At 39.9% G+C, this 25961-nt stretch carries 22 protein-coding genes and 2 pseudogenes; 6 read left to right on the forward strand and 18 right to left on the reverse strand.

Translation table 11 applies throughout. The features are described from left to right. Positions 1 to 16 precede the first annotated feature (16 nt). Positions 17 to 2602, reverse strand: coding sequence for a bifunctional aconitate hydratase 2/2-methylisocitrate dehydratase (locus G6W41_RS05130; protein ID WP_194170833.1), 2586 nt, complete (start codon positions 2600 to 2602; stop codon positions 17 to 19). A gap of 121 nt (positions 2603 to 2723) precedes the next feature. On the opposite strand from G6W41_RS05130, the gene G6W41_RS05135 reads away from it, so the two are divergent. After that, positions 2724 to 3182 carry a methylated-DNA--[protein]-cysteine S-methyltransferase gene (locus G6W41_RS05135; RefSeq protein WP_194170834.1) on the forward strand — a complete coding sequence of 153 codons (459 nt, stop codon included), beginning with the start codon at positions 2724 to 2726 and terminating at the stop codon, positions 3180 to 3182. A 174-nt stretch (positions 3183 to 3356) separates the two neighbouring features. Here G6W41_RS05135 and G6W41_RS05140 read toward each other — a convergent pair whose 3' ends face one another. The 5 genes from G6W41_RS05140 to G6W41_RS05160 form a co-directional block, all read right to left on the reverse strand. Then, the gene (locus tag G6W41_RS05140) at positions 3357 to 4799 is read right to left on the reverse strand and encodes a potassium/proton antiporter (protein ID WP_194170835.1); all 1443 of its coding nucleotides are present in this window, start codon (positions 4797 to 4799) and stop codon (positions 3357 to 3359) included. A gap of 20 nt (positions 4800 to 4819) precedes the next feature. After that, positions 4820 to 5257, reverse strand: coding sequence for a pyridoxal-5'-phosphate-dependent protein (locus tag G6W41_RS05145; protein WP_002940300.1), 438 nt, complete (start codon positions 5255 to 5257; stop codon positions 4820 to 4822). Between the two features lie 30 nt (positions 5258 to 5287). Next, complete coding sequence (locus G6W41_RS05150; RefSeq protein WP_103620974.1) at positions 5288 to 6529, reverse strand: ArsS family sensor histidine kinase; 1242 nt, start codon at positions 6527 to 6529, stop codon at positions 5288 to 5290. Next, positions 6529 to 7206, reverse strand: a complete 678-nt coding sequence (locus tag G6W41_RS05155; protein WP_002940190.1) for a response regulator transcription factor — start codon at positions 7204 to 7206, stop codon at positions 6529 to 6531. Before G6W41_RS05155 ends, G6W41_RS05150 begins: the two co-directional genes overlap by 1 nt. Positions 7207 to 7303: 97 nt before the next feature. After that, positions 7304 to 8707, reverse strand: coding sequence for a Do family serine endopeptidase (locus G6W41_RS05160; RefSeq protein WP_194170836.1), 1404 nt, complete (start codon positions 8705 to 8707; stop codon positions 7304 to 7306). A 155-nt stretch (positions 8708 to 8862) separates the two neighbouring features. Here G6W41_RS05160 and G6W41_RS05165 point away from each other — a divergent pair, with 155 nt between their 5' ends. The 3 genes from G6W41_RS05165 to G6W41_RS05175 are packed head-to-tail and all read left to right on the forward strand — an operon-like array spanning position 8863 to position 11766. Beyond that, a complete protein-coding gene (locus G6W41_RS05165; RefSeq protein WP_009293707.1) occupies positions 8863 to 9759 on the forward strand; it encodes a DnaJ family protein in 897 nt (298 codons plus the stop codon). A gap of 3 nt (positions 9760 to 9762) precedes the next feature. Next, positions 9763 to 10137 (forward strand): heat shock protein transcriptional repressor HspR, encoded by a 375-nt coding sequence (locus tag G6W41_RS05170; RefSeq protein WP_194170837.1) that lies wholly within the window; start codon positions 9763 to 9765, stop codon positions 10135 to 10137. 3 nt (positions 10138 to 10140) lie between these two features. Continuing rightward, positions 10141 to 11766: a cation:proton antiporter gene (locus tag G6W41_RS05175; RefSeq protein WP_194170838.1), complete on the forward strand. Its 1626-nt coding sequence runs from the start codon at positions 10141 to 10143 to the stop codon at positions 11764 to 11766. 275 nt (positions 11767 to 12041) lie between these two features. Here G6W41_RS05175 and G6W41_RS05180 read toward each other — a convergent pair whose 3' ends face one another. From G6W41_RS05180 to secA, 3 genes and pseudogenes are all read right to left on the reverse strand, one after another. After that, entirely contained in the window at positions 12042 to 13241 is a 1200-nt protein-coding gene (locus tag G6W41_RS05180) for an ABC transporter permease (protein ID WP_194170839.1), read from the reverse strand. Positions 13242 to 13292: 51 nt separating this feature from the next. Next, positions 13293 to 13394, reverse strand: a pseudogene (locus tag G6W41_RS10470) (SEC-C metal-binding domain-containing protein); the annotation flags it as partial. 108 nt (positions 13395 to 13502) lie between these two features. Then, positions 13503 to 15899 (reverse strand): annotated as a pseudogene (secA, locus tag G6W41_RS05185) (preprotein translocase subunit SecA); the annotation flags it as partial. A 97-nt stretch (positions 15900 to 15996) separates the two neighbouring features. Between secA and lolA the strand changes: the two are divergent. Beyond that, on the forward strand, positions 15997 to 16509 hold the full coding sequence (gene lolA, locus G6W41_RS05190; RefSeq protein ID WP_002940204.1) for a LolA-like outer membrane lipoprotein chaperone: 513 nt from the start codon (positions 15997 to 15999) through the stop codon (positions 16507 to 16509). A gap of 27 nt (positions 16510 to 16536) precedes the next feature. Here lolA and G6W41_RS05195 read toward each other — a convergent pair whose 3' ends face one another. Genes G6W41_RS05195 through G6W41_RS05220 form a run of 6 tightly spaced genes read right to left on the reverse strand, consistent with a single transcriptional unit; the run spans position 16537 to position 22198 of the window. After that, positions 16537 to 17076 (reverse strand): hypothetical protein, encoded by a 540-nt coding sequence (locus tag G6W41_RS05195; RefSeq protein ID WP_009293697.1) that lies wholly within the window; start codon positions 17074 to 17076, stop codon positions 16537 to 16539. Next, a complete protein-coding gene (locus G6W41_RS05200; protein ID WP_194170841.1) occupies positions 17073 to 18392 on the reverse strand; it encodes an ATP-dependent DNA helicase in 1320 nt (439 codons plus the stop codon). The genes G6W41_RS05195 and G6W41_RS05200 overlap by 4 nt, the downstream gene beginning before the upstream one ends. Next, on the reverse strand, positions 18393 to 20408 hold the full coding sequence (locus G6W41_RS05205; RefSeq protein ID WP_194170842.1) for an SH3 domain-containing protein: 2016 nt from the start codon (positions 20406 to 20408) through the stop codon (positions 18393 to 18395). Next, complete coding sequence (locus G6W41_RS05210; protein ID WP_103603381.1) at positions 20405 to 20899, reverse strand: chemotaxis protein; 495 nt, start codon at positions 20897 to 20899, stop codon at positions 20405 to 20407. The genes G6W41_RS05205 and G6W41_RS05210 overlap by 4 nt, the downstream gene beginning before the upstream one ends. After that, positions 20892 to 21335, reverse strand: a complete 444-nt coding sequence (locus tag G6W41_RS05215) for a DUF523 domain-containing protein (protein WP_194170843.1) — start codon at positions 21333 to 21335, stop codon at positions 20892 to 20894. The genes G6W41_RS05210 and G6W41_RS05215 overlap by 8 nt, the downstream gene beginning before the upstream one ends. Continuing rightward, positions 21332 to 22198 (reverse strand): D-amino acid aminotransferase, encoded by an 867-nt coding sequence (locus tag G6W41_RS05220; protein WP_194170844.1) that lies wholly within the window; start codon positions 22196 to 22198, stop codon positions 21332 to 21334. The genes G6W41_RS05215 and G6W41_RS05220 overlap by 4 nt, the downstream gene beginning before the upstream one ends. A 103-nt stretch (positions 22199 to 22301) precedes the next feature. Between G6W41_RS05220 and G6W41_RS05225 the strand changes: the two genes are divergently transcribed. Next, on the forward strand, positions 22302 to 22808 hold the full coding sequence (locus G6W41_RS05225) for a hypothetical protein (protein ID WP_087581839.1): 507 nt from the start codon (positions 22302 to 22304) through the stop codon (positions 22806 to 22808). Here the strand turns inward: G6W41_RS05225 and G6W41_RS05230 are convergent. The 3 genes from G6W41_RS05230 to rsmH are packed head-to-tail and all read right to left on the reverse strand — an operon-like array spanning position 22787 to position 25946. Beyond that, entirely contained in the window at positions 22787 to 24736 is a 1950-nt protein-coding gene (locus G6W41_RS05230; RefSeq protein WP_194170845.1) for an FUSC family protein, read from the reverse strand. The genes G6W41_RS05225 and G6W41_RS05230 overlap by 22 nt on opposite strands. Continuing rightward, positions 24727 to 25020, reverse strand: coding sequence for a hypothetical protein (locus tag G6W41_RS05235; RefSeq protein ID WP_002940285.1), 294 nt, complete (start codon positions 25018 to 25020; stop codon positions 24727 to 24729). The genes G6W41_RS05230 and G6W41_RS05235 overlap by 10 nt, the downstream gene beginning before the upstream one ends. 2 nt (positions 25021 to 25022) lie before the next feature. Further along, positions 25023 to 25946, reverse strand: coding sequence for a 16S rRNA (cytosine(1402)-N(4))-methyltransferase RsmH (rsmH, locus tag G6W41_RS05240; protein WP_194170846.1), 924 nt, complete (start codon positions 25944 to 25946; stop codon positions 25023 to 25025). Positions 25947 to 25961: the final 15 nt, after the last annotated feature.

Raw genomic sequence — 25961 nt, forward strand, 5'->3', positions numbered from 1 at the left:
CGATATTGTAACAAATTTATATACTAAACTCGCTTATTTCATTAAAATTTAGGTATTTATAAATTTGATCTTTGTTTAAACTAAGGCTATCTCTTACTATTTTTTTATACTCGCTAACGCTTGGCAAACGCCCTAGTAACGCGCATACAGCGGCTAGCTCAGCACTTCCTAGATAGACCTTTGCACCCATGCCCATTCTGTTGTCAAAATTTCTAGTCGAGGTCGAAAAAACAACGGCATTGTCATTTACTCTTGCTTGATTGCCCATGCAAAGCGAGCAGCCTGGCACCTCTGTCCTAGCATTTAACCTTTTAAAAATTTCATAAACGCCCTCATCTTCAAGCGTCTTTTTATCCATCTTAGTTGGCGGAGCGATCCAAAGCCTAGTAGTGAGCTTACTCTCACGCTCCAAAATTCTAGCAAGCGCCCTGTAATGCCCGATATTTGTCATACAGCTACCCACAAAGACCTCGTCGATATCGTGTGCTCTTTTGCTATCAGCTAAAATTTCACTTAGCGTTGCCACGTCGTCTGGGTCGTTTGGACAGGCGAGGATCGGCTCATCTATCTTGGATAAATCAATCTCTAAAATTTCAGCATATCTTGCGTCCTTGTCGGCCCTTAAAAGAGTTGGGTTTTCTAACCATTTTTGCATTTTTTCTTTTCGTCTAGCAAGCGTTTCATGGCTCTCATACCCAGCTTTTATCATCGCGTCTATTAGCGCAACGTTTGAGCGAACGTACTCCGCGACGCTAGCCTCACTTAAATTTACCACACAAGCAGCCGCCGAGCGCTCAGCCGAAGCGTCACTTAGCTCAAACGCCTGCTCCACTTTTAGACTCTCAAGCCCTTCTATCTCTAAAATTTTGCCCGCAAAAATATTCTTTTTGTTTTTCTTTTCAACGCTTAAAAGCCCTTTTTTGATAGCAAAATAAGGTATCGCATTGACAAGATCACGAAGCGTCACGCCCTCTTTTAGCTCGTCTTTAAATTTGATCAAAACTGACTCTGGCATATTTAGCGGCATCATTCCAAGCACCGCTGCAAACGCAACTAGGCCGCTGCCCGCTGGAAAGCTAATGCCAATAGGAAATCTCGTGTGACTATCGCCACCGGTGCCCACCGTGTCAGGCAAGACCATGCGGTTTAGCCACGAGTGGATGACGCCGTCACCTGGTTTTAGGCTAACTCCACCGCGAAGCGTCATAAATTTAGGCAGGCTCTTTTGCATCTCAAGGTCGCTTGGCTTTGGATAAGCAGCCGTGTGGCAAAAGCTTTGCAAGACAAAATCAGCCCCAAAACTAAGGCTAGCAAGCTCTTTTATCTCATCTCTAGTCATCGGCCCTGTGGTGTCTTGCGAGCCAACGGTCAAAATTTCAGGCTCCACGTATGCCCCAGCTCTCACGCCATCCTTGCCGCAAGCCTTGCCGACCATCTTTTGAGCGAGCGTATAGCCACCGCCTAGCTCTTTTGGCTGATCTGGCTTTATGAAAATTTGCTCCTCGCCAAGTCCCAAAGCCTCTCTGGCCTTTTTGGTGACTTGCCTACCTATCATCAAAGGTATCCTGCCGCCTGCTCTTATCTCGTCACTTAGGGTGTTTGGGCTTAGTTTAAAATTTGCCACGAGCTTTTTTTCGTTGCCTGCTAGCTTATAAATTTCGCCCTTAAATGGATAAATCTCTATCTCATCGCCCATTTCTAGCTCATTTACGTTTGCAACTATCGGCAGTGCGCCGCTATCTTCGGCGGTGTTAAAAAATATCGGAGCTATGGTCGTGCCGATCACGATGCCGCCAGTTTTTTTGTTTGGCACGCCCTCTATCTCATCGCCAAGGTGCCACTGGATAGAGTTTATACCGCTCTTTCTGCTGCTACCAGTGCCAACCACGTCACCAACATACGCCACGCTCTTGCCGCGACTTTTTAGCTCTTTTAGGACTTCTAAGCCCTCAGGCATCTTTTTAACAAGCATCGCTTTTGCGTGAAGCGGTATGTCAGCCCTTGTATAGGCCTCGCTTGCGGGGCTTAGATCATCTGTATTTGTCTCGCCAGGCACCTTAAAAACCACTGCCTTTATGCACTCGCTAAGTGGCTTTTTATGCGTAAACCACTCGGCGTTTGCCCAAGAAAGAAGCACCTCTTTTGCAAATTTATTGCTATTTGCTAGCTTTGCGATCTCGTCAAAATGCTCATGTACCAAAATGATATTTTTTAGCTCATTTGCCGCAGCTTGTGCGATAGTTTCATCGCTATTTTTTAGAGCTCGCACTAAAATTTCTACGTTGTAGCCGCCAAGCATCTTGCCTAAAATTTTAATTGCACGAACCGCGTCAAGCCCGTCTATTTTAAGGCCTTCTATAACTTCGCCAAGAAATTCTGCCTTTATCTTTGCCGCGTCATCAACGCCTGGATTTACACGATTAGTGAGTAAATTTATAAGAAATTTTAGCTCGTTTTGCGCCTTTTCATCGCCGTTAGAGTTGCCAGCAAGTTTTATCAGCTCGCAAATTTCGCTTGTTTGCTTGGCATTTAGCGCAAGCGGTGGCACGCCCCCTTTTTCTCGCTCACTCACGTGTTTTTCGTAGTCGGTAAAAAAGCTCATAAATTTCCTTTGTGATTTTGCCAGTTTTAGTCCAAAATCGCTGATTTTGCTTGCATTTTATCAAAAAGCAAAACAATCTAAAGTAAAATTTGCCCAAAATTTCAAATTTCAAGGAGCAAATGTGTCAAAAGCCTACCTAAAATCACCCATTGGAATTTTAGAGATCGTTGCTAGTGAAAATGGAATTTGTGAGATAAATTTTGTAGACAAATTTGAAAAAGTAGCGGTAAAAGATGAAAATTTAAAGCTTTGTTTGGATGAGCTAAAGGCTTATTTTAAGGGCGAGCTTAAAAAATTTAGTGTTAGACTTGATGTAAAAACGACCAAATTTAGAGCCAAAATTTATAATGCTTTACAAAAAGTGCCATACGGCGAAACGACCACATACGCAGCCCTAGCACTTGCCGCAGGCCATAAAAACGCTTACCGAGCAGCAGGCTCAGCAAATGCCAAAAACCCAGTGCCCATCATCGTTCCTTGCCACAGAGTGCTCTCTCACAGCGGCCTTGGTGGCTACTCAGGCGGCGAAGGTATGCCAACTAAAATTTGGCTACTAGAGCACGAAGCAAAGCATAAATAGTTAGAAATTTAACAAAAGTTTTCATTAAATTTTAAAATTTATGAGCGAGCATATCACGGCTCTAAATTTAGTGCTAAACGAAGTGTAGCCTAAATTTAGTAGCCTGCTAAGGCGAGTGAGTAAAGTTTTAAAATTTACAAAGAGAAATGAAATGTGGCAAGTTTTATCAAAATTTTAATAAGTCAAATACTTAATCGTATCTTGATAAAGCACTTGATTTTCGCATTGTATCAGTAATAGGTCATTTTCTTCAAAGATTGTTGAGCCAGTTGGCTTTTGATACTCGTTTTTACGCTTTATTAGGATTATTAAAAACTCAGTTGGAAGCTCAAGCTGAGCCAAATCTTTGCCAATTAGTTTTGAGCCATGGTGGATGGTGTGCTGGTGAAGCGTGTAGCTTAAGATCGGAGAGTTTTCCACTGCCTTAACATCCTCTTGCTCGCTCTCTTTGACCTTAAATTTATCAGCTGCAAAGCCAAGCGACATGCCCTGTATCAAAATCGAAATCAAAACCATAAAAAATATAATGTTAAAAATCATATCCGCACCACGTACGCCATCGACATAAACATAGGTAGCTAGCACAACTGGCACAACACCTCTTAGTCCAACCCAAGAGATAAAAATTTGCTCATTTATCTTAAATTTTGAAAATGCAAGCGATGCAAAAACACCAAGTGGTCTTGCAAAAAACATAAGCCACAAGGTCAAAACAAGCGCCATTAGTGCTGTTGCTGGAAGCTCGGAAGGATTTACCAAAAGACCAAGCGTCAAAAAGACAACTATTTGCATAGTCCAAGCGATACCATCGTGAAAACCGACTAAATTTTTCTTGTGAGAAAACTCTTTTTTATTTATAAAAATTCCAGCAATATAAACAGCCAAATAGCCATTGCCACCGATTTTAAAGCAAAGCGTATATAAAAGTAATATCCAAGCGATAGAAAAAACCGGATAAAGGCCCCAGCTTTTTAGGCGAAGTCTATTAAAGATGGCTGGCAAAGCAACGCCAAATAAATAGCCCATAGCAATACCTATGCCAAACTGCTTAACTAGCGTAATAGCCCACTCAGATACTGTCGGCGTGGTATTTAGTGAGATCATTTGAACGATCGTCATAGTTAGAAATATCGCCATTGGATCGTTTGAGCCAGATTCAAGTTCAAGCAATGGTGCAATGCTATTTCTAAGTGAAATTTTCTTGGCTCTTAGTATGGCAAATACCGCTGCTGCGTCTGTCGAAGAGATAATGGAGCCTAGCAAAAAGGCTTCCGCCCAGGTAAAATCAAGCAGATATTTTGCTACTGGAGCGATAGCTAGCGCGGTTAAGAAAACACCAAGTGTAGCAAGCGCTAAACCTCTGCCAAAAATAGGCTTAATCGCTGCAAAATCAGTATCTAGCCCACCAGCATAAAGTATAAATATGAGTGCCAGCATACCGACATTTTGAGCGATTACTTGATCATCAAAATTTACACCCAGCAAGCCGTCTGAGCCAGCCAGCATACCAACACCTAAAAATATTATTAAAGATGGAATTCCAAATTTATCAGAGATCTTACTTAAAAGAATGCTAGTTATAAGCAAAACTGCAAAAAATAGTAGTAAATTCTCCAAACAAACTCCACAAAATTATATTAAATTATACTTTCAAAAACTTCAAATTTATCTTGATTTACAAGCATCTCGAGCAAGACACCGTAGTTGTCTTTTATCTCATCTTGAAGTTTTATAGCAAGCTCTTTTGCATCTTTTCCATCTTTTGGATAGGTGACTACTAGATCGATCGGCTCAGCGTTTAAAAACTCTTGTATGCCAGTTAGTAGCTCGCTAGCGCCTCTTTCGTTTGTGCCGTGAAGCACGACTACGTAGTGTTCATTTTCTCTTATGACAACGTCAGTTTGTCTTAGGATTTTTTCAAAAATTTCGCCATATTCTTTACTATTTGGCAAAGAAAAATATATCAAAGATAAATTTTTCGCATAGTCCTTTACGTTTTTGTATCGCTTTATAAAAGCTATCTCAAGATCGATTATTGATAAAATATCAACTGCCGAGAAGATTTTTGCCGCCATTTTTACACTCCTTTTTTTGCGGTTTTGATTTTACGTCGCTATTATATCTTGTAAATTTTCAAAAATAAAGACATTCATTCCATTTTTGTATTCATAGCCAAATTTTAGTCCATGAGCCTCAAGGATGTTGCTAACTATATATAAACCTAGACCAAAGCTCTTTTGCGCATCCTCGCCCTTGATAAATGGCTGGATGTAAAAGTCAAGGTCATTTTTTAGCTTCTCACCTTGAGTTATAAATTTCATATGATCCTTGCTAACCATAATATTTACATGCTTATCGGTTGAGTACTTTATGCCATTATCTATCATATTTTTTATAGCGACCGAAAATAGCTTAAAATCAACCATCACCCTAACCTCATCAAGCTCGCTGATACCAACATGCTCCTTCTCAACCATCGCTATATCGATAGCTTCATCGATGAGATCTCTCATAAGACAAGGCGTTTTATTGGTAAGTCCTATCTTTGAAGTGATCTGCTCGATCGCTGCAAGCTCGTTTATCAAATTTTCAAGCTTGTGAAAGACAGAGATGAGTCTCTCTTGATTTTTGCTTTTTTCTATCATTTGAGCGGCGATCAGCCCCTTTGTGATAGGCGTTTTTAGCTCGTGCATGATATTTCTTAAGAAAAGATGCCTTGAGTCATTTAGCGCTTTGATCTGACAAACAGCCTCATAAAATGCCTCTGAAACTTCAGAAATTTCATCCTTGCCATTACCGACATTTTGTACGCCATCAAGCTCGCCATTTGCAAATTTCACGATCTGACGCTTTAGCTTTCTAAGCGGCTTTATCTTATAGATGACAAAGATATAAGCAGCAAGCAAAATGACCGCAACCACCAAAAACACAGCCTTTATCACCTCATATCTATAAGGCTGAAATTCTTTATCCATCAAAAGCTTTAGCTCGTCTAAATGCTCGATCTTTAGGTAATGGTGCTTATCATAAAGCAAGATCGCACTTGATCCTAGATCACTTGAAATTTCTTCTAAAACGGCTGCATTTTTTAAAATTTCTTCTTTTTCATTTTTAGCAGTGATCTCTGGCATGTCGATGTTTGAGAGCTGGCGGTCGTACTGAGCTTTATTTATGATGCCACCCATGTAGAGCAAATTTGTCCTAGCGACGTTTGAGTATTTGTTATTTAGCTCTCTTGTGTAGTTTTGTTTATCAAAACCCATGAGCCACAAAAAGGCCAAAAATATCGAAACGAGTGCAAGCCCAAAGATAAACGTTATCGTGATAAATATAGAAGATCTTGGCATCAAAGGACCAACTTGTAGCCGATGCCGCGGATCGCGTGAATGTATTTTGGCTCTTTTGGATTTTCATTTAGTTTTTGGCGAATTCTGCCGATGATGACGTCGATACTTTTGTTTGAGCTATCTTCATTTATGCTCTCGCAGTTGTAGATGAGCTCCTCTCTAGTGACCGCCCCACCCTCTTTTTGAAGCAGATATTTTAAGATGTCATACTCCGCTGCGGTTAAATTTAGCACGCTTCCTTTAAATAAAATTTCCCTCTCAAATTCCTTTAAAACTAAGTCTTTGTTTAAATTTCTTGCCTCATTTGCAGGAGCTATGCTCTGCCTTCTTAGATGGCTTTTTATGCGAGCAAGAAGCTCTTGTGGGTCATAAGGCTTTGGTAGATAGTCATCCGCGCCGTTATCTAGGGCATTTACTTTGTCTGTTATATCGTGCCTTGCGCTTGAGATGATTATAGGGATATTGTGCTTTTTTCTTATCTCTTTGCAAACCTCTAGTCCGTCCATGCCAGGGAGCGTAAGATCAAGGATAACTAGGTCAAATTCGCTTGTATTTAAAGTAGATAGTCCGATATATGGCTCCTCGGCCGTCGTTACTTTTATGTCGTAGTTTTCTAGGTATTCAGTTAAAATTTCAGCAAGCTCCATATCATCTTCTATCATTAAAATTCTAGTCATGATCTTTCCTGTTGTAAATTTATTTTTAAGGATTATAGCAGATAAAGGTTTTAAAAATTTAAAAGAGTTAAGAGCTGAAATCTCAGCTCTTAAGTGGTTATTTTATAACAAGGCCTTGCATGATGCCACCGCGGTTTATCCACACTAGCGTCTTTTTGCCTTTTGCATTCTTAACAGTGCTTGCAAATGTTTGAATATCTTTTATGCTCTCTTCGCCAACTTGAACGATCACGTCACCTCTTTCAAAGCCAAAGTCTTCAGCTTTTGAGCCAGATTTTACATCAGTTACAAGCACGCCTTGAGTATCTGGGCTGATCTTATACTTAAATCTTATCTCATCGCTTAGATTACTAACGCTAAGACCTTCTATGATGACGCTTTTTGAGGCTGTTTTTGCGTTGTGATCCATATTTACAAGCTTGATTTTTGTATTCATGATTTTATTTGATCGCTCGTAAGTTATATCAACGCTGCTATTTGGAGTTAGTGAGCCGATGAAATTTTTAAGATCATTTGCATTTTTGATAGCTTTGCCGTTTGCTGAAATGACCAAGTCGCCTCTTTTTAGCCCTGCTTCATCTGCTGGCATGCCCTGCTCTACGCCGCTTATTAGTGCGCCCTCTTTATTTGTGTAAAGCTCTTTTTGCTCATCGGTTAAATTTGCTATCGTAACGCCGATAAATCCACGCTCGATCTTGCCGTCAGTTATCAGCTTTTTAGCGATATCTTTTACCATATTTGATGGGATCGCAAAGCCTATGCCGTTGTTGCCACCACTTTTTGAAAGTATGGCTGAGTTTATACCGACTAAATAGCCCCTACTATCAACCAAAGCACCACCTGAGTTGCCAGGGTTTATAGAGGCGTCTGTTTGGATGAAATTTTCATATTGATTAAGTCCTATGTTGTCTTTATTTAGCCCTGAAACAATGCCTTGAGTGATGCTCTCGCCTACACCAAAAGGATTGCCTATGGCAAAGACTACGTCCGCGTCAAGTAGCTTTGACGAGTCAGCAAATGTTATCGCATTTAGCCCATTTGCCTCTATCTTTATAACGGCTAGATCGGTTTTTGGATCGCTGCCTATTAGCTTAGCTTTATACTCCTTGCCACCATTTGCCAAGGTCACAACGATCTGGTCGCTATCTTCGATGACGTGGTTGTTTGTAACGATGTAGCCGTCATTTGAGATGATGACGCCAGAGCCAAGAGAAGTTGTCTTTTCTTTCTCTTTTGGTTTTGCAAAGTTAAATCCAAAAAATTCATTAAAAAACGGGTCATTAAACATCTGCTCGATACCTGCGTTATTTACTGTTTTTGTAGTCGAGATATTTACAACTGAAAGTTTTGCCTGAGCGATAGAATCGTAGTATGATAGCACACTATTTTTATCGCTTAAGGGCGAAACTCTAGTTACATCTTGGTTTGCTTCGTTAAATTTAATATCAGCTCCCATTAGCAAAGAAGCTGCTGCTAATGAAATTAGCATAAATTTTTTCATTTTTTTCCTTTAAATTGAAAATGTCTTGAAATTATAAATAGAGCTTAAAAATAAAATCTTAACGCTTTTTTCTCCTTTGTAAATAAAAATAAACTTGACTTGCATAGACTAAAGTTTTGTGATATAATCCGTGTCAAAAAACATAAGGAGAATATATGAGCGAAAGCTTATATGAAACTTTAGGAGTTTCAAAAGGCGCATCAAGCGACGAGATAAAAAAAGCTTATAGAAAACTTGCTAGAAAGTACCACCCAGACATCAACAAAGACCCAGGAGCAGAGGATAAATTTAAAGAGATAAACGCTGCTTATGAAATTTTAAGTGACGAGAAAAAACGTGCCCAGTATGATCAATACGGCGATAATATGTTTGGCGGTCAAAATTTCCACGACTTTGCCAGAGGTTCAGCCGATATGGGCGATCTAAACGATATCTTGAAAAATATCTTCTCAGGTGGATTTGGCGGAGGCGGCGCTAAATTTAGCGGTGGATTTGGCGGAGGTTTTGAAGGATTTGAAGGCTTTGGCGGAGGTGGATTTGGCTTTGGCGGAGCTGATCTAGATGTAAATGCCAAAATTTCTATACCATTTGACGTAGCTGTAACTGGCGGCGAACATAAGATAAATTTTAATGGCGAAAGCATCAAGATAAAGATCCCAAGCGGTATAGAAGGCGGCGAAAAACTTCGCATAAAAGGCAAAGGCAAGAGTGCTGGCGGTCAAACTGGCGATCTTATACTTGCCATTAGTGTTGAGCCAAGTGACGAGTATGAAAGAGTCGGAGATGATCTATATAAAGATGTAGAAATTCCACTAAAAACTATGCTCTTTGGCGGCAAGATAAATGTACATACATATAAAAAAGATGTGACCATCAAAATCGCTGAGAACTCAAAAACAGGCACAAAGATCCGCTTGAAAGGATACGGCGTGCAAAACAGAAAGAGTGGAATTTATGGCGATCTTTACTTAAAAGCTAGGGTAAAACTTCCAAATATCAGTGAGCTTGACGAGGGCTTAGTAAAAGAGTTAAAAGAAAAATTACCGGAGTAAAAAATGCAAAATTACGAAGAACCACTTTTTTTAATAAGCGTTGTAGCAAAGGTTTTAAGCATACATCCACAAACTTTAAGACAATACGAAAGAGAGGGACTAGTTGAACCCTCAAGAACAGATGGCAAGATGAGGCTCTACTCGCAAAAAGACGTTGATCGCGTCAAAACGATACTAAATTTGACCCGCGAACTTGGCGTAAATTTAGCAGGTGTTGATGTGATACTTCAGTTAAAAGAGAAAATTGACGATTTAGAAGCAACCATTGATGAGTTAAATAAAAAATTACACGAAGCTACCAGTCAAACTAGCACTAAAAAATCGCTTGTGAAGAGAAAAAGTAGCTTTGATCTTGTATTTTACGAAGGCAAAAAATAATATATGGAACAAATTTTAGAAGGCTTCTTGCTTGTCGCTGCGATCTCAGTCGCGTTAAATGTCATTTTTAAGAAATTTCAGATACCAACCATCATCGGCTACATCGTAACCGGTACGCTTATATCAGAATTTTTCAACCTAAAAAGCAACGATGAAATTTCTCATATCGCGGAATTTGGTATCGCATTTTTGATGTTTACGATCGGACTTGAGTTTAGCTTTAAGCACCTGATGAGCATGAAAAAAGAGGTCTTTCTAAATGGCGGTCTGCAAGTTTGTTTAAGCGGCTTTGTGATGGGCGTGATGCTCTACTACGCGCTTCATCTAAAGGACGAGACAGCGCTTATCGCAGGTCTTGCCTTTGCTCTATCATCAACTGCGATCGTGCTAAAAACGCTAAATGACAACGGCGATGTGAGTAAAATTTATGGTAGAAAGGCACTTGGAATTTTGCTATTTCAAGATATCGCCGTCATCCCGATCTTGCTTATGATAGATATGTTTAGCTCGCAAGATGCCTCTATAAATGAGCTTTTGCTAAAAACATTTACGAGTGCGGTTATCCTTATCGTTGTGCTATTTTTGCTCGGCAAATACGTCATCAACTGGATATTTTATAAAGTCGTTCAGACAAACTCTCAAGAGGTCTTTATCGCAACTATCCTCTTTTTAGTAGTTGGCGCCAGCACGCTAGCTCACTTCTTTGGCTTTTCATACTCTCTTGGTGCATTCTTAGCTGGTATGATGGTGGCAGAGACGCAGTATAAGCACCAGATCGAGGTCGATCTCATACCTTTTAGAGATCTGCTTCTTGGACTATTTTTCATAACCGTTGGCATGCAGATAAATTTTGTAGTCGTGCTCTCAAACATCTGGCTAGTTCTAGGTCTAGTCTTTAGCATAATGGTCGTAAAAGCCATCGTCGTTTTTGCCGTTTTAAATATCTACTTAAAACGCAGGGTCGCTGCTAAGACTGCACTTAGTGTCTGCCAGATCGGTGAATTTGCACTGGCTGTCTTTGGGCTGATGACTACTAGAAATTTACTTGATGTCCAAACAGCTCAAATTTTCATCGCAGCCTCTGTTATATCGATGTTTGCAACACCTTTTATACTTAAAAAGCTTGATGTCTTAGCTGATCTTGTAGAGCGTGAGGTGGTAGTTGAGTCAAACGAGACCTTAAAGCCACAAAAACTAAAAAATCACATCGTGGTCTTTGGCTATGATAGGCTTGGTCAAGAGGTGGTTTTAAGACTAAAAGAGACAAAACTTTTATACATCGTGCTTGATAATGACATCAGCCTAGTTGAGCTTGGCAGAAGCCGCGGGGAAAATGTATTTTTAGGAAACGTGCTTCAAAGCAACACTCTTGAAAACGCTTGCTTAGACGACGCAGCAGCCGTTATCATAACAGTTAGCAACGAGCAAAGAGTTGAGCTGATCGCGCAAAAGATCAAAGACTACGGAGCAAATATCCAAACGATCATCAAAGCAAATGGCGAGGGCAACAAAGATATCTTTGGCGAGCTAGGCGAGAATTTCCACCTTATAAGCGAGGAGCGCGTCATGGCAAAAACCCTTGTTCATGAAGCCCTTCAGTGCAAGATCGACCACGACGTAAGAGCGTAGTAAATTTTAGCTTCTTAAAACACGATTTTTTAAGTTCGTTTAAATAAATTGATAAAACTATTAGCAACTTTTTTGATTTCATAATAAACAATAGAGACAATAAGAAGCTAAAAATTTGTCTAGCCGCAGTATCATTTAGATATAAATGGCAAAGAATTAAAAATTGATGAGCTATTAAAAGATAAAAAATAGAATTTATTGCAAATTAAAATAAAAGCATATTTGGCAATAATATGCTTTTAAAAACTAAAATTAAAGCCTAGCTTTGCCAGGCTTTACTCATTTCTTAAAGTTTGAAGGACATTTACCTCTGTGGCTTTTTTGGCTGGATAGTAAGACGAGATAGCCACGATAAATACAGCTCCAACTACGATAAGCACAAGATCAAGGGGTGAGAGTTCAAGTGGTAGTTTGCTTGAGCCATAGACATCAGCTGGCAGGTCTATGATGTTGAAATTTCCAAGTAGAAATAGCCCCAAAAAGCCAAGCACCAAGCCAAATATAATGCCACCTCCGCCGATAACTAGCCCTTGATAAAAGAAGCTTCTTTTTATCTCGCCTTTGCTAGCTCCAAGTGCTAGAAGCAAGGCGATTTCTTGCCTGCGGTTCATCACTGTCATTAGTAGCGAGCTTATGATATTTAGCGACGCCACAAGGATAATGAGCATCAAAACGATGAAAAGTGCTCTTTTCTCAAGTGCGAGCGCTGAGAAAAAGTTGCCATTTTGCTCCCACCAGCCAATGGCAACCGTGCCTGCTGGAAGCCCCTCGCGCACTCTTTTTATATCATCAAATGGCTTACTTGAAAAGATGTGAATTCCATCATAAACGCCCTTTGGATAGTCCAAAATTTTTCTCAAAGCATCAACTGAAGTATATGAAAACGCCTTATCGTAGGCGATTAGCCCAGATGTAAATGAGCCACCGATGTCAAAGCGCTTCATCTTTGGCGTTAGTGAAAAGCCAGCCGGATCAGCCTTTGTAAAGATAAGAGTTAGTTTTTCATCATCTCTTAGCCTAAACTCACTCGTTATGCCGCTTCCCACAAGTATCTCAAAACCCTCTAACTCTTTGTCTTTTAAAGCTTCGTTTACGACTGAGTTTATCTGCTTTTCATCTTTAAAATTTACGCCATAAATTAGCCCGCCTTCAAGCGCGTTTGCCGAGCGGTAGATGACCTGCGTGCTGATATATGGACTAAATTTAAGGTCGCTAAATTTAGCTTTTAACTCATCTACAAAGCCATCATCGATCGATCCCTTAAAGGCGCTTTGAACGGTTATAGGGTAGTTCATCGTAAAAAGCTTGCGCTCAAATTCTTTGTCAAATCCATTCATAATAGCCATAGCAACTATTAAAACCATAAGTCCGATGCTCACACCAAGAAAGGCGAGCAAGGCGCTTAGAGCGATAAATGGCTGAGTTTTATCAAATCTTAAATATTTAAAAAGTAGATACTTTGGTAAGCTTGTCATCAAATAGCCTTTAAAAGATTAAGGCGCTTTGGCGCCTTAAAAGTAGAAATTTTAAGCAAATATGCCTTTTTTAGGGCCACTTTTGCCGTGGCAATCTTTATATTTTTTACCGCTTCCGCAAGGGCATGGAGCGTTTCTTGGTATCTTTTTTTCTGGTGTGAAATTTTCATCTTCGCCTTGATTGTTGTAGTTTAGAGTCTCATTTTCAGCATTTTGACTAGCTTCAAGCATCATCCTAGCTTGCTCTTCTTGCTCCTCACGGCTCTTAAATCTAACGATTTGAAGCGTTTTAACGCTCTCAGTTTTTAGTCTGCCAACTAGCTCCATAAAGAGGTTGTAGCTCTCTTTTTTATACTCAACTAGCGGATCTTTTTGATTATACCCTCTTAGACCGATGCCAGTTTTTAGGATATCCATCTGATAAAGATGCTCTCTCCACGCATTATCAAGCACTTGAAGGTATAAAATTTTCTCTATATCTTTTCTTTGCTCTTCATTTAGCACGCTCATCTTTTCGTTATATCTAACCTCTAAAATTTGCGCTATTTTTTCTACTAGTTCATTATACTCTAGCCCTTTTAGCTCGCTCTCGTCGATCTCTTCGCCACAATCTGCAAGGATGATAGAGCATAAATTTTTAATGTCATAATCATCTTTTAAGCCGCCATGGAAAATTTCAGCCGTATCAAGTAAATTTGTAGCGTATTCAACTCTATTTTGAGCTATTTTTTCGCTCATATCATAGTTTTTATCAAGTAGTTCGTCGCGGTATTTATAGATAGTCTTTCTTTGCTCATTTGCCACGTCGTCATACTCAAGCAAGTGCTTTCTAGCCTCAAAGTGCAAGCTCTCGACTTTCTTTTGAGCGTTTTCAACAGCCCTTGTCACCATGCGGCTCTCGATACTCTCGCCCTCGTCGATACCAAGCCTATCCATGATAGCTTTTATGCGGTCGCTACCAAAAATCCTTAAAAGATTGTCCTCTAAGCTTAGATAAAATCTACTCATACCAGGGTCGCCCTGACGTCCAGCACGGCCACGGAGCTGATTATCTATCCTTCTGCTTTCGTGCCTTTCGGTGCCGATGATGTATAGGCCACCAAGGTCTCTCACCTCGTCGTTTATCCTGATATCAACACCACGTCCAGCCATGTTTGTAGCGATAGTTACAGCGCCTTTTACGCCAGCTTGAGCGATGATCTCGGCCTCTTTTTCGTGGTTTTTAGCATTTAGCACAGAGTGTGGGATGCCAGCTTTTTTAAGCATCTCATGAAGCACCTCACTGCGCTCGATACTTGCAGTTCCTACAAGCACTGGCTGACCCTTTTCGTGAGCTTTTTTAACTTCGTCGATGACCGCTTTAAATTTCTCGTTTTGAGTTTTATAGATAAGATCGTTTTGATCGATCCTCTTAACTGGCACGTTTGTCGGGATTGAGATAACTTCAAGATTATAAATTTGAGAAAACTCAGTAGCCTCAGTCTGAGCTGTACCAGTCATACCTGCAAGCTTTTTATACATTCTAAAGTAGTTTTGATATGTTGTATCGGCTAGCGTTTGACTCTCTTCTTGAATTTTCACACCCTCTTTTGCCTCAAGCGCTTGGTGAAGCCCCTCGCTAAAGCGTCTGCCCTCGCTTAGACGTCCTGTAAATTCATCAACGATGACAACCTCGCCATCTTTTACGACATAATGAACGTCTTTTTCAAAGAGATTGTGTGCCTTTAGAGCTTGATCTAGGTGGTGGCTTAGCACAGCGTTTTCAAGGTTATATAAATTTTCAACTCCAAAGAGCTTTTCAGCCTTGCTTATGCCAGCCTCTGTGATCATTATCGTTCTATTTTTTTCATCTACTATAAAATCCCCCGTTGGCTTTGAGCCTGGCACGTTTGGATCGGCCGGAGTGCCTCTGGTAAGCTGTTTTGCGACTTGATCAGCTCTTATGTAGCCATCGAGCGTGCGGTTTGTTGGACCAGAGATTATAAGTGGCGTTCTAGCCTCATCTATCAAGATACTATCGACCTCATCGACGATAACGAAGTTATGGCCTCTTTGCACCTTTTGACCAGCTTCAAATTTCATATTATCACGAAGGTAGTCAAAGCCAAATTCTGAGTTTGTGCCGTATGTTATGTTGGCATTATACGCAGCTTGTCTTACCTCATCGTCATATCCGCCACTTAGTATCACATCGACGCTTAAGCCTAAAAAGTTATAAAGCTCGCCCATTTGCGTCGCGTCACGCTTTGCAAGGTAGTCATTTACTGTTACTACATGCACGCCCTTGCCGCTCATCGCGTTTAATATAACTGGCAAAGTCGCAACCAAGGTCTTACCCTCGCCTGTCTTCATCTCAGCGATCCTGCCCTCGTTTAGCACCATACCGCCGATTAGCTGCACGTCAAAATGGCGCATCTTAAGCACCCTTTTACTGGCCTCTCTAACGATCGCAAAGACATCATTTAAAATTTGATCTAAAGTGACTTTCTCTTCGATGACTTGGGCTTTTAGCTCGTTAAATTTGATCTTAAGCTCATCGTCGCTCATCTTCTCATAAGTAGGCTCTAGCGCATTTATCTGCGCCACACGTTTTATATATTTTTTGACTTCTCTATCGTTTTTCGTGCCAAAAATCTTTCTAAATACCGATGAAATCATTACTTTACCTTCCTAAATTTTTAAACTTTGGATCTTAGCATAGTTTAACTATTTATTTAATTAAACTGGGCTAGAATACGCCAAAAAAGGATAAAAAATGAGAAAATTTTTGATAGCTTCTCTCGTTGCAGTTTGCTCATTTGGCGCTGGCTTAAATTTTAAAAGCCTGCAAAGTGACTTTACTCAAACTGTTTTTAGCGAGGGTAAGAGTGTAAATTATAAGGGTAGATTTTACGCTAAAAGCGACAACACCGCACTTTGGATATATGAAAGTCCAACACCAAAGAGGATTTACTTTGACAAAGACAAGGTGGTCGTGATCGAAGATGAGCTTGAGCAAGCCATCATCTCAAGACTAGATGACACGCCAAATTTGACGCAGGTCTTAGCTCACGCAGAGCAAATTCAGCCGACACTTTATAAGGCGATATATGACGGAGTTGAGTATTTTATAACGATCAAAAACACGCTTCCAACGACGATTGACTATAAAGACAAGCTCTCAAATAAGATAAAGATAACCTTAAGCAACCCTGTAAAAGACGCGCTCATCCCAAAAGAGACGCTAACTCCAGTCATCCCACAAGGTTACGACATCGTAAATCAATAAATTTGGCTAGCTTTTAGCCAAATTTACTCACTTCTCTCCGAAGTCTTTTCCAAATTCTTGCACATTATTTAGATCGATCGGCTTTTGCACCACGTCATTTGGATCAGGTGCGACGATGATCTCGTTGCCTTTTTTCTTCTTTTCTGGCTTTGTCATCACATCTTCATTTACGCTTGGATCAGAGCATAAATTTTGACTTTTTATCGCCTTTATGATCTCGCTTAGCTCTAGATTATTTATCACTTTAATATTTAAAATAAGCACGTCATCGATGTCAAGCGAGTGCTTTTTGGCTGCGTATTTCATAAAGAGCTCTTTAAATTTCTCTTTTCCCATTGAGGTTAGGATATCCTCCACGTAAAAGCTGCCAACAACGACGTTTAGCGCATCAAGCACGTATGCTTCGTTCTCCTCCACGTCACGTCCGACAACTTCAAGGTTCATGCTTATCTTTTTTGTTAAATTTTGTCCAGCTTTTGAGTAGATATCTGTCTGAAAGTCACTCACTTTTAGCACGTCTGCAAATGCAAAAACGCCAAAAACAAGGCTTAGAAATAACTTTTTCATAAACTCTCCTTAATATGCAAAAATACGTTTTCTTGGTAAAATTTCTTAACTTCGTCGTCAATTTTAACCACTTTTCTTAAATGCTGCCTAAAATCACTTTTCTTATCATAAAAAAGTTTTAAATTTTTAGGATTTACCGCGCGAGAAAGTGCGACGTAGAGCTGTCCTTTGGCAAAGATGTGGTTGATGTTGCAAATGAGCGAATTTATGCTCATGCCTTGAGACTTGTGGATAGTTAGCGCATAGGCAAGTTTAAATGGAAACTGATAAAGCGATGCCTGCACGTTCTCCTCGATCTCGTCTTCGTTTAAATTTAGCGCGCAAAAGTTATAAGCGCACTTTTCTATCTCGCAGATCTCGCCGCTATCTTTTTGCACGATCACACTTGATATGGCGCCATTTTCTTTTAAAATTTGCATGATCTTGCCCTGCTCGCCGTTGTAGTACTCGCCCCATTTATTTGAAGTAAAGATGATTTTTGCACCTATCTTCATCTCCAAATTTCGTGAGATATTTAGCGTATTTGCCCACTTTTCAAACTCTTTTTTATCTAAATTTTCATCCACCACAAGCACGTCTGAGTTTGAAATTTCAAGTGGCGCACTAAGTGCAAGAAGTCTTTTTTGATTTAGCATCTCAGCCTCAGCGTTTCTGCCAAAAAGCACGCTAGTTTCGCTATCTGGTTCGATAGCATCCACTCGCAAGCTCTCGATGTAGGCCATCATCTCATCATCTAGCTCGCCAACTCTAAGACGAGAGAGAATTTCATAAAATTTAAGATCATTTGTGCGTTTTGAGAGCAAAAGCTCGACATTTGTAAATTTCATATCCTCCCACGCACTGGAGTTAAAGGCGTATAAAAAGTTAAAAAGTTTACTCTCATTTTGCTCTTTTTGCACGGGTGGCAGCTGATAAAAGTCACCCACTATGAGCACCCTGCCCTTAAATTTAGAGGTGAGCAAGCGGTATCTTATCATCTCCATCACGTTTGAGCTAACCATCGAAATTTCATCAATTACAAGCAGATCGCAGGCATCTAGCATATTTCGGAGTTTGCTTAGCTTATCTTTTTGGCGGTAGTCAAGCCGTCTTAGCTCCTCGTAGTCCTTGCAGTAGCCAAATTTAAAAAAGCTATGCAAGCTCACGCCTCCAAGGCTAACAGCGCTTATGCCAGTTGAGCCAAGGATGACGACATTTTTAAAATTTTCTTTGTAGTGTCTGATGATGGAGGCGGTCAGATAGCTCTTGCCAACACCGCCGCCGCCTGTTAAAAAGACGTTTGATCGAGATAAAATTTCTAAAATTTGATCTTTCATCTACTCAAACATCTCTGGGCGATACTCAAAATGCATCGTATCAAAGTGCTTCCAGCGTCCGCCCCAGATAAATTTATGCTTTTCAAATACTCGCACGATTTTTTCAGGGATCAAATTCTCATAGCCCTTACTCCACTGCCAGTAGTGGCTCTTTTTTACATTTATATCGATCGCGATGCCGTAGCTGTGCGCGCTTAGGCGGTTTGTGCCAGCGATGATGCGCCACTTAAATGTCCCGCCTGGATCTTTTAGGTACTCAAGTAAATTTGGATCGCTCTTTGCCATTTCATTTAGCTCGTTGCTCACATCCTGCAAGGCAGCTACAGCACCATTTTTAGAGTTAAATTTCAAAGGCAAATTTAAAAAATCCTTTAACCAGATAACATCAACCAAATTTGCCTTTACCGCGCTCTCACTTGAGCCATAAATTTTGCCTAAAAGCTCGTAGTTTCTGCATCTACCAGCATCGCTTAGTGCCGCGCTAAGTGGCGAAAACGCAGCGTAATCAAGCGCGTTCATATCCTCTATGTCAGCGCCAGTGCTGCACTCTTCATCTTTTTGTTTAAAATCATCATAGACCAAACTCGTGCCATCACTAAATTTAACCAAATTTTCTTCGATCTTCACGCCGTAAGCTCGCTGCAAAGCCGAGATCTTTCTAGCCTTATCCAGCATCCCTTGCTCAGGCCTCATCACATTTATAGAATCAACCTTTGAGATAAGCAAATTTGCACTTTGTATGTCGCTTCTGTTTTGCCCTATGTTTAGCGTAGTTATCGCAGTCGCTCCGATTAGCGCGCGGCCATTATTTGCAGTCTTTAGCCCCCAAGCATCATGCACGACGTAGATATCATCGCCCTTGTATCCAGCATAGAGCATGATGTGACCTGGTAGATGCACGAGCGTGAGATATGGCACGCCTTTTTCTTTTATCTCTTTGCTCTTTGCGGCGTTACTAAGGCCTTTTAGATTGATCTTTTCTCCCATATTTGCCTGCGCCCTTGAGTTCCTAGGTAACCACACGCCAAAGCTTGCTAGCAGGTCTTTTGTAAAAAGCGAGCAGTCTCTTAGCTTATCCACCCCGCCCCAGCCATAAGGCTGAGTAAGAAGCGAGCTAAGAAGTGTTTTTAAATTTGAGTCGTTAAATTTAAGTGGAAAAAGGGCGCTAAAAGACTTTGGGAGAACAAACTCCCTAAGCATATTTCTTACATAAATTTTGCCGTAGTAGTTTTTGTCATCTTGTGCCAAAACTGGCAGTATTGCGCCGACACGCGAGTAAAATAAAAAGTTTCCGCCCTTGTCATAAACTGGCATCTTGTCGGTTTTTATCGTGACAAAGCTTGACTTTTGATAGGCAAGCGCCTCTTCATCGCTTATAAATTTGATATCTTCAACCTTCACCCAGCCCCAAACCGCATCATCACTCACAAACGCCCACGCCCTATCTTTTGAGAGGTGCGATACAAAAAGCGGATGAGCGATGCTTAGGGTGGATTCTTGCAGATAGTCAAACGGATAGCCCTCGCCTGGAGTTTGCGGGTTTAAAAATATCGGCTCGTCGGTTGGAAAATTTCTTACAGCTGTGTTTGCTGAAGTTAGAGCGTAAGCTGAAATTTGCAAAAAGCCAGCGAAATTTGCATTGTCCTTTTGTGCGTCAAACCAGCTTTGAGGTATCTGCCTAAAATTTGAGCCAAAATACTTTCTCTTCTCGCTTGGTTTATATACATTAAACGCCCAAAAAGCGTCGTTTGGGTTAAATTTCACGCCTCTTAAAGTAAAAACTTTAAATCTTCTTTTTAAAATTTCATCTTGAGCAAAGCTCGCACTTTGCATATTTTGAGGTAGCGACGAGGCGTCTTGTTTTACTTCAAATTCAAGCAGGCTGATGCGCTCATTTGGCTTATAGACATTTTCGTCTGGCAGGGCATTTTGCTGCTTGTTTGGCTCTGGTTTTGTTGTCTGCGAACAACCCAAAAACAAAGCAACACTAAGTGCTAAAAATATACCTTTTTTCAAATTTCTTCCTTATCCTTAAATATAGCTTCGACGATCAAAACAAAGATATAAAACATCTTTTCATCGTTGTTTTTGCAAATTTGCTTCATCGTCTCGTTTTGATCCTTGACCTTTATATCGTTTGATCTTAAAATTTCTGCAATATCTGAGCCAAATTTCTTTGAAAGCTCGCCCACTTTGACATCATTTAGTGCGTTTAAAAACCTTGTCGTGTTGCAGTCCATCTGAACTGGCTTATGCTTTAAGATATTTTTAAACTCAAGGCTTAGCTTTTTTAGCTTTTTCTTCTTGACGTAGCTGTGGATTATGGTAAGGACAACCAAGCTAAAGCCAAAGAAAATGTGCAAATTTAGCGAATTTTCGCTCATCTCTCCCTTTAAAAAGAGCACACCGCTTGCAAAAAGTCCCACCACACAGGCAAAAAGTAGCAGCAAGATGATGTATTTAAAGATCACCTCGAGCATGACGTTATCTTTTAGCCTCTCAAACATCAAGCCGCCCTATCTCATCTTCGCTAAAAACTAAAATACCATTTTCTTTTAGCAGTTTTGCCGCTACGCCGTCGCCAAAGATTAGCTTTTTACTAAAGCTTCCATCATAAATTTGCCCACTTCCGCAGCTTGGACTTCTAGCTTTTAGGATCGCCTTTTTGCAGCCATTTAGCTTAGCTATCTTTAGACAAATTTCAGCCCCAGATTTAAAATTTTCGCTCACATCTTTAGCGGTTTTTGTGACGACTAAGCCACCTTTTATCTCAGCTGGCTCTCTTGGCGTGCTAAGTCCGCCAAAAACCTCTGGACAGACAAAAAGCAGATGATATTTTTTTGAAATTTCATCTAAAACGCCACTATCCAAAAGGTTATTTTTGCCGTTAAATTTGCAGTTTATGCCAGCCAGACAAGCGCTTATTAAGACCTTTTCTCTCAAAGTCCGGCTTCTTTTAAAAGCTCGCTAGCATAAATTTCACGAAGTTTGCTTGAGATTTTGCCCACTTTTGCGCCGTTTATCGCCTTGCCGTCAGCATAGATGACTGGCAAAAGTATGAGCGTAGCAGCCGAGATAAAGACTTCATCAGCCGCGTAAACCTCGTCCATGCTAAATTTACACTCCTCTATCTTTAGGCCGATATCTTTAGCGATCCTTAAAAGTCTCATACGGCGGATCCCTGGTAAAATTTCATTTGAAAGTGGCTTGGTGATGAGGGTTTTATCTTTGATGATAAAAGCGCTCGAGCTACAGCCCTCAGTGACAAAGCCATTTTCGACCATAAAGCCCTCGTCCGCGCCCTTTTTGTGAGCCTCGTTTTTGGCGTAACACTGAGCTAGAAGCGAGATTGATTTGATATCGCGTCTTTTCCACCTGATGTCCTCGACGCTTACCACTTTTATGCCAGTTTTTGCAGCTGGGTTGTTTAAAATTTCACTCTCGTAGCAAAAGATAAAGACGCTTGGGGTTAAATTTTCCATAAAATAGAAATTTCTAAACGCCACACCTCTTGTTACTTGCATGTAAATTCCGCCCTCTTTTAAGGCGTTTTTGGCGATCATCTCATTTAAGATCGCTTCAAATTTATCTTTTTCGTAAGGCAGGCTTATATCTATCTCATTTAAGCTTCTCTCAAATCTCGCCCAAAAGCCCTCTTTATCAACCATTTTTGAATTTATCACAGGCACCACTTCATAAATCCCATCGCCAAATATAAATCCTCTATCAAATGCGCTAACTTTTGCCTCATCTTTTGGCAAAAACTCGCCATTTAAAAAGACCGTTTCTAAAGCTTTATCTGCCATTTTTAGCTCCTTAAGTTTGTGCAAATTGTATCTAATTTTGTTTGAATTTATAGATTCTTAGATATAATGAGACGAAATTTTTAAGGTAAAAAGTCTATAAAAAATGAAAGAAAATCTAAGAAACACTATCATTAAAAATATTTTTTTCGTCTCAAAACAGCCAGTTTTATTTAGAGATTTACTTGAAGCAAATGCCCTTTTTAACGAAGGTATGCTAGTTGATGGCGCAAAGTTAAATTTTAGATTTAACCACGTGAAGCTCTATCAAATTTATGCACTTATCTGCTTTGTAGTCTTGTTTCCGCTTCTCATCATCACGCACCACTTTTTAGCAAAGGCCGACGCGCACATCTCGATAATCGCAACTACCATCGTCACTTCAGCTGTTTTTATCGGCTTTGACATGTTTAAGGTTTGGGCAAGAAGAGAGATAAGTTTGGAGCTCATAAAAAAGGCTTGGAGCGTGCATTTTCCATATTTTGGATATGAAAAATACTCAAGCAAGGTTGAAGAAATTTACAACACCGCTCTTAAAAATGACGTTTCAAAAAAAGATTTAGAACAATATATATATGAAAAGCTAATCTCTCAAAAAGAGAGCGCTGAGTAAATTTCATTTTGTTTTAAAGCAACTCGTAAAATTAGCTTTTTAACGTTTTCGTCTTTGCAAAGCAGCTTCGCTTCTATCTCGTTTATGAAATAATATGGAAGTTTTTTGATCTTTTTATCTAACATCAAAAACCTATCTGAGATGATTTTTATATCATTTTGCAAGGCGTTTTTCTCTTTTAACTCATCTAAATTCAGATAATTTCTAAGCTTAACTAGATCGCTATTTATATCATCAAGCTTGCTAGCTATAAATTTTGCATTTTTCATATTATCATCGTCTAAATTTTTACTAACTTTTATAGCGTAGTTTAGCTCATTTAGCGAGCCTAAAACCCTTTTTTCATCCGTGCTAAAAGCATCTTTATTTGACTCATTTAGAGAAATTTGCACTAAATTTCTAAAACCTATCAAGGCACTGCTTAAGCTATTTTTTATCGCTGTATAGTCATTTTTCTTAGTTAGCAGATAGGTAGCAAAAACTATCAAAAAGCCAGCCGCCACGTCAAGCAGTCTATCGACCATAAGGGCTAAAAAATCTCTTTTTATAAGCGAAAAAATAGCTGTAAATTCAAACATAAAAGCCGTTGCAAAGACGATTTGTTTGTAAGATTTTAGATAATAAACCAAAAACATACCGATAAAGACAACCACGTAAAATGCGTATGATTCACCCATAAATTTCACAAAAGCAAGCGCGATAAAAAAGCCGATAACTCCGCCAAGAAGGCTATCTCTGCCTGCATTTTTCAAAGCGTCTTCGTCGCTTTTGTTTAGGCTCATCACTGCTATGGCTATCCAAATTCCGTGATTGATATGCGTGGCCTGCGCTATAAAAACGGCTAGCGACATGCAAATGGCAAGCCTTAAAGACTCTTTTAATACTTCATTTTTTAAATTTAGCTTTTTAAACGCCTCTTTTAGCGTGATCTTTTTTGTGTTGTTAAACGAGAGTTTGTCCTCGCCGCCCTCTTTTATAAGCAAAAATTTATCATAAAGCACGCCAAGCGAGCTTGCAAAAATTTTAAAATTTGAGTTTTTAGCTAAATTTAGCGCATCAAATTTTAGCTTTGGAGTTTGATTTTTGAAAATTTTTTTAAGCTCGAAAAGGTTGTAAGCGATCTCATTTTTTACCTCATTTAAAAGCGCTTTGTCCTCGATCCTTTCAAACGAAGCGCCCAATGTTCGAAGCAAAAGAGCGATCTCTTCAACTTTATAAAAATAAAATAGCGCTTTGGCTTGATTTCTAACCAGCTTAACATCTTTTATCTTTAGGCTTTTGTTTGCGAAAATTTCTTTTGATTTATCAATCGAGCTCATCAAATCTGCGATACTTGCGTAAAAATGGCTCGTGCCAAGCGCCTTGCTCGATAAGATGGCGCTGTCTAGTAAAAAGCCGATGCTTTTTTTAGTAAATTTGCCGTATTTGCCAAAATTTTCAAATTTTATGATGATACTTAGCACGCCAGCAAGCACTAAAGCGCCGATACTATCAGCCACATTTAACCCAACTGCGGCCTTTGTCACAAAAGCAACTAGCCCTGTTGCATTTACAGCGAGTAAAATTTTATTTAAATTTGAGCTATAAATTTGGCTAATGCCTACCACAAATATCCAGACAAATACGATAAGTGAGAGCCAAACGCCAAGGCTCATAAGGGGTGCAACAAAAGGCATAAATAAAGATGAAAGAGCGATATAAAGTAGCAAAAACGCAAGCTTGCTGCTATCTTTACACTCAAGCTCGCCAAGAAAGAAGATACCCATCGTGATATTTACAGCCATGATGGCGCCGCTTAGATGAAAGAAGTAAAAGCACAAAAAGCAGTTAAAAGCGATGGTTGTGGCAGCTTTTAGCGAGTAGATGAGCTGGAAATTTGCAGGGTCGTAGTAGCGGATAAAGCTTTTAAATTTCTTAATTATTTCCATTGACGCTCTTGCATATTGTTTAAAATTTGATTTTTATAACGCAAATTTTCAAGCTTTATGCTAAGAGCTCTGTTTTCTTCAAGGAGCATATCTCGTTTGCCGCTGATGTCGGCGATATCTCTACTTATATAATAAATTTGATTTGCTATATAAATTTTTGGCAAAAATAGAGCTAGCGCTATAAAAACCGCCAGATAGACCATCACTAGCGTCTTAAAGCTTAAATTTACCTCACGTTTTTGCTCCTCGTCGTGAAGTGTTAGCAGCTCTTCTTTTTCTTGCATCTTTATCCTTTTATCTTAAAAATACGCAGTTTTGCGCTCTTGCTTCGTGAATTTTGCGCTAGCTCACTTTGGCTTGCTGTTAGTGGCTTTTTGGTTAAAATTTCGCCCAGCTCGTGGTTATTTCCGCACTCACATCGGTAGATGCCAGGCGGGCAGATACAGCTGTTTGCCCACTTTTTGAAGCGCTCTTTTACGATCCTATCTTCAAGCGAGTGAAATGTTATGATCGCCACTAAACAATCTTTAAAACCGCCTTTTTCTATACTATCAAGCAAATTTGTTAGCTCATCTAGCTCGCCATTTACCTCTATCCTGATCGCCTGAAAAGCAAGGATCGCAGGGCTAACACCGCGCCCTTTTATCTGGGCTGTGCCTATTATATTTGCAAGCTCTTTTGCGCTTGTTATCTCGCCTAAATTTCTAGCATTTATTATCTTATTTGCGATCCCAGCGGCATTTTTTAGCTCACCGTAATCCCTAAAAATCCTAACTAACTCATCAAACGAGTAGCCATTTACCACGTCATAGGCGCTAAATCCTCGCTCTTTATCCATGCGCATATCAAGCGCGCTTGAGCCAAGGCTAAAGCCTCTATCATCTTTATCTATCTGCAGCGAACTAACGCCAATGTCAGCCAAAATCCCTCTAACATTTGAAATTTCATCGCTACTAAGCTTGCTAATAAGCTCAGAAAAATTGCTCTTATAAATTTTCACTCTGCTGCCAAATAGCTCAAGTTTTTTGAGCGAGAAATTTATAGCCTCGCTGTCTTTATCGCAAGCGATCAAATTTAAATTTTCATTTTGAGACAAAATGGCACTAGAGTGCCCAGCATATCCAAGCGTGCAATCTATAAAATTTCCACGCAGGTCTTTAAAAAATGATAAAACTTCGTCAAGTAAAACGCTAATATGCGGACTTTGCAACACTGCCTCTTTTAT

The sequence above is a fragment of the Campylobacter concisus genome (assembly GCF_015230035.1).
Classification (GTDB): Bacteria; Campylobacterota; Campylobacteria; order Campylobacterales; family Campylobacteraceae; genus Campylobacter_A; species Campylobacter_A concisus_BK.

Coding starts and splice junctions, on each gene's coding strand:
- G6W41_RS05130 (WP_194170833.1), bottom strand. CDS start 2,602: ATGAGCTTTTTTACCGACTACGAAAAACACGTGAGTGAGCGAGAAAAA.
- G6W41_RS05145 (WP_002940300.1), bottom strand. CDS start 5,257: ATGGCGGCAAAAATCTTCTCGGCAGTTGATATTTTATCAATAATCGAT.
- G6W41_RS05150 (WP_103620974.1), bottom strand. CDS start 6,529: ATGCCAAGATCTTCTATATTTATCACGATAACGTTTATCTTTGGGCTT.
- G6W41_RS05155 (WP_002940190.1), bottom strand. CDS start 7,206: ATGACTAGAATTTTAATGATAGAAGATGATATGGAGCTTGCTGAAATT.
- G6W41_RS05160 (WP_194170836.1), bottom strand. CDS start 8,707: ATGAAAAAATTTATGCTAATTTCATTAGCAGCAGCTTCTTTGCTAATG.
- G6W41_RS05165 (WP_009293707.1), top strand. CDS start 8,863: ATGAGCGAAAGCTTATATGAAACTTTAGGAGTTTCAAAAGGCGCATCA.
- G6W41_RS05170 (WP_194170837.1), top strand. CDS start 9,763: ATGCAAAATTACGAAGAACCACTTTTTTTAATAAGCGTTGTAGCAAAG.
- G6W41_RS05175 (WP_194170838.1), top strand. CDS start 10,141: ATGGAACAAATTTTAGAAGGCTTCTTGCTTGTCGCTGCGATCTCAGTC.
- G6W41_RS05180 (WP_194170839.1), bottom strand. CDS start 13,241: ATGACAAGCTTACCAAAGTATCTACTTTTTAAATATTTAAGATTTGAT.
- lolA (WP_002940204.1), top strand. CDS start 15,997: ATGAGAAAATTTTTGATAGCTTCTCTCGTTGCAGTTTGCTCATTTGGC.
- G6W41_RS05195 (WP_009293697.1), bottom strand. CDS start 17,076: ATGAAAAAGTTATTTCTAAGCCTTGTTTTTGGCGTTTTTGCATTTGCA.
- G6W41_RS05200 (WP_194170841.1), bottom strand. CDS start 18,392: ATGAAAGATCAAATTTTAGAAATTTTATCTCGATCAAACGTCTTTTTA.
- G6W41_RS05210 (WP_103603381.1), bottom strand. CDS start 20,899: ATGTTTGAGAGGCTAAAAGATAACGTCATGCTCGAGGTGATCTTTAAA.
- G6W41_RS05220 (WP_194170844.1), bottom strand. CDS start 22,198: ATGGCAGATAAAGCTTTAGAAACGGTCTTTTTAAATGGCGAGTTTTTG.
- G6W41_RS05225 (WP_087581839.1), top strand. CDS start 22,302: ATGAAAGAAAATCTAAGAAACACTATCATTAAAAATATTTTTTTCGTC.
- G6W41_RS05230 (WP_194170845.1), bottom strand. CDS start 24,736: ATGGAAATAATTAAGAAATTTAAAAGCTTTATCCGCTACTACGACCCT.
- G6W41_RS05235 (WP_002940285.1), bottom strand. CDS start 25,020: ATGCAAGAAAAAGAAGAGCTGCTAACACTTCACGACGAGGAGCAAAAA.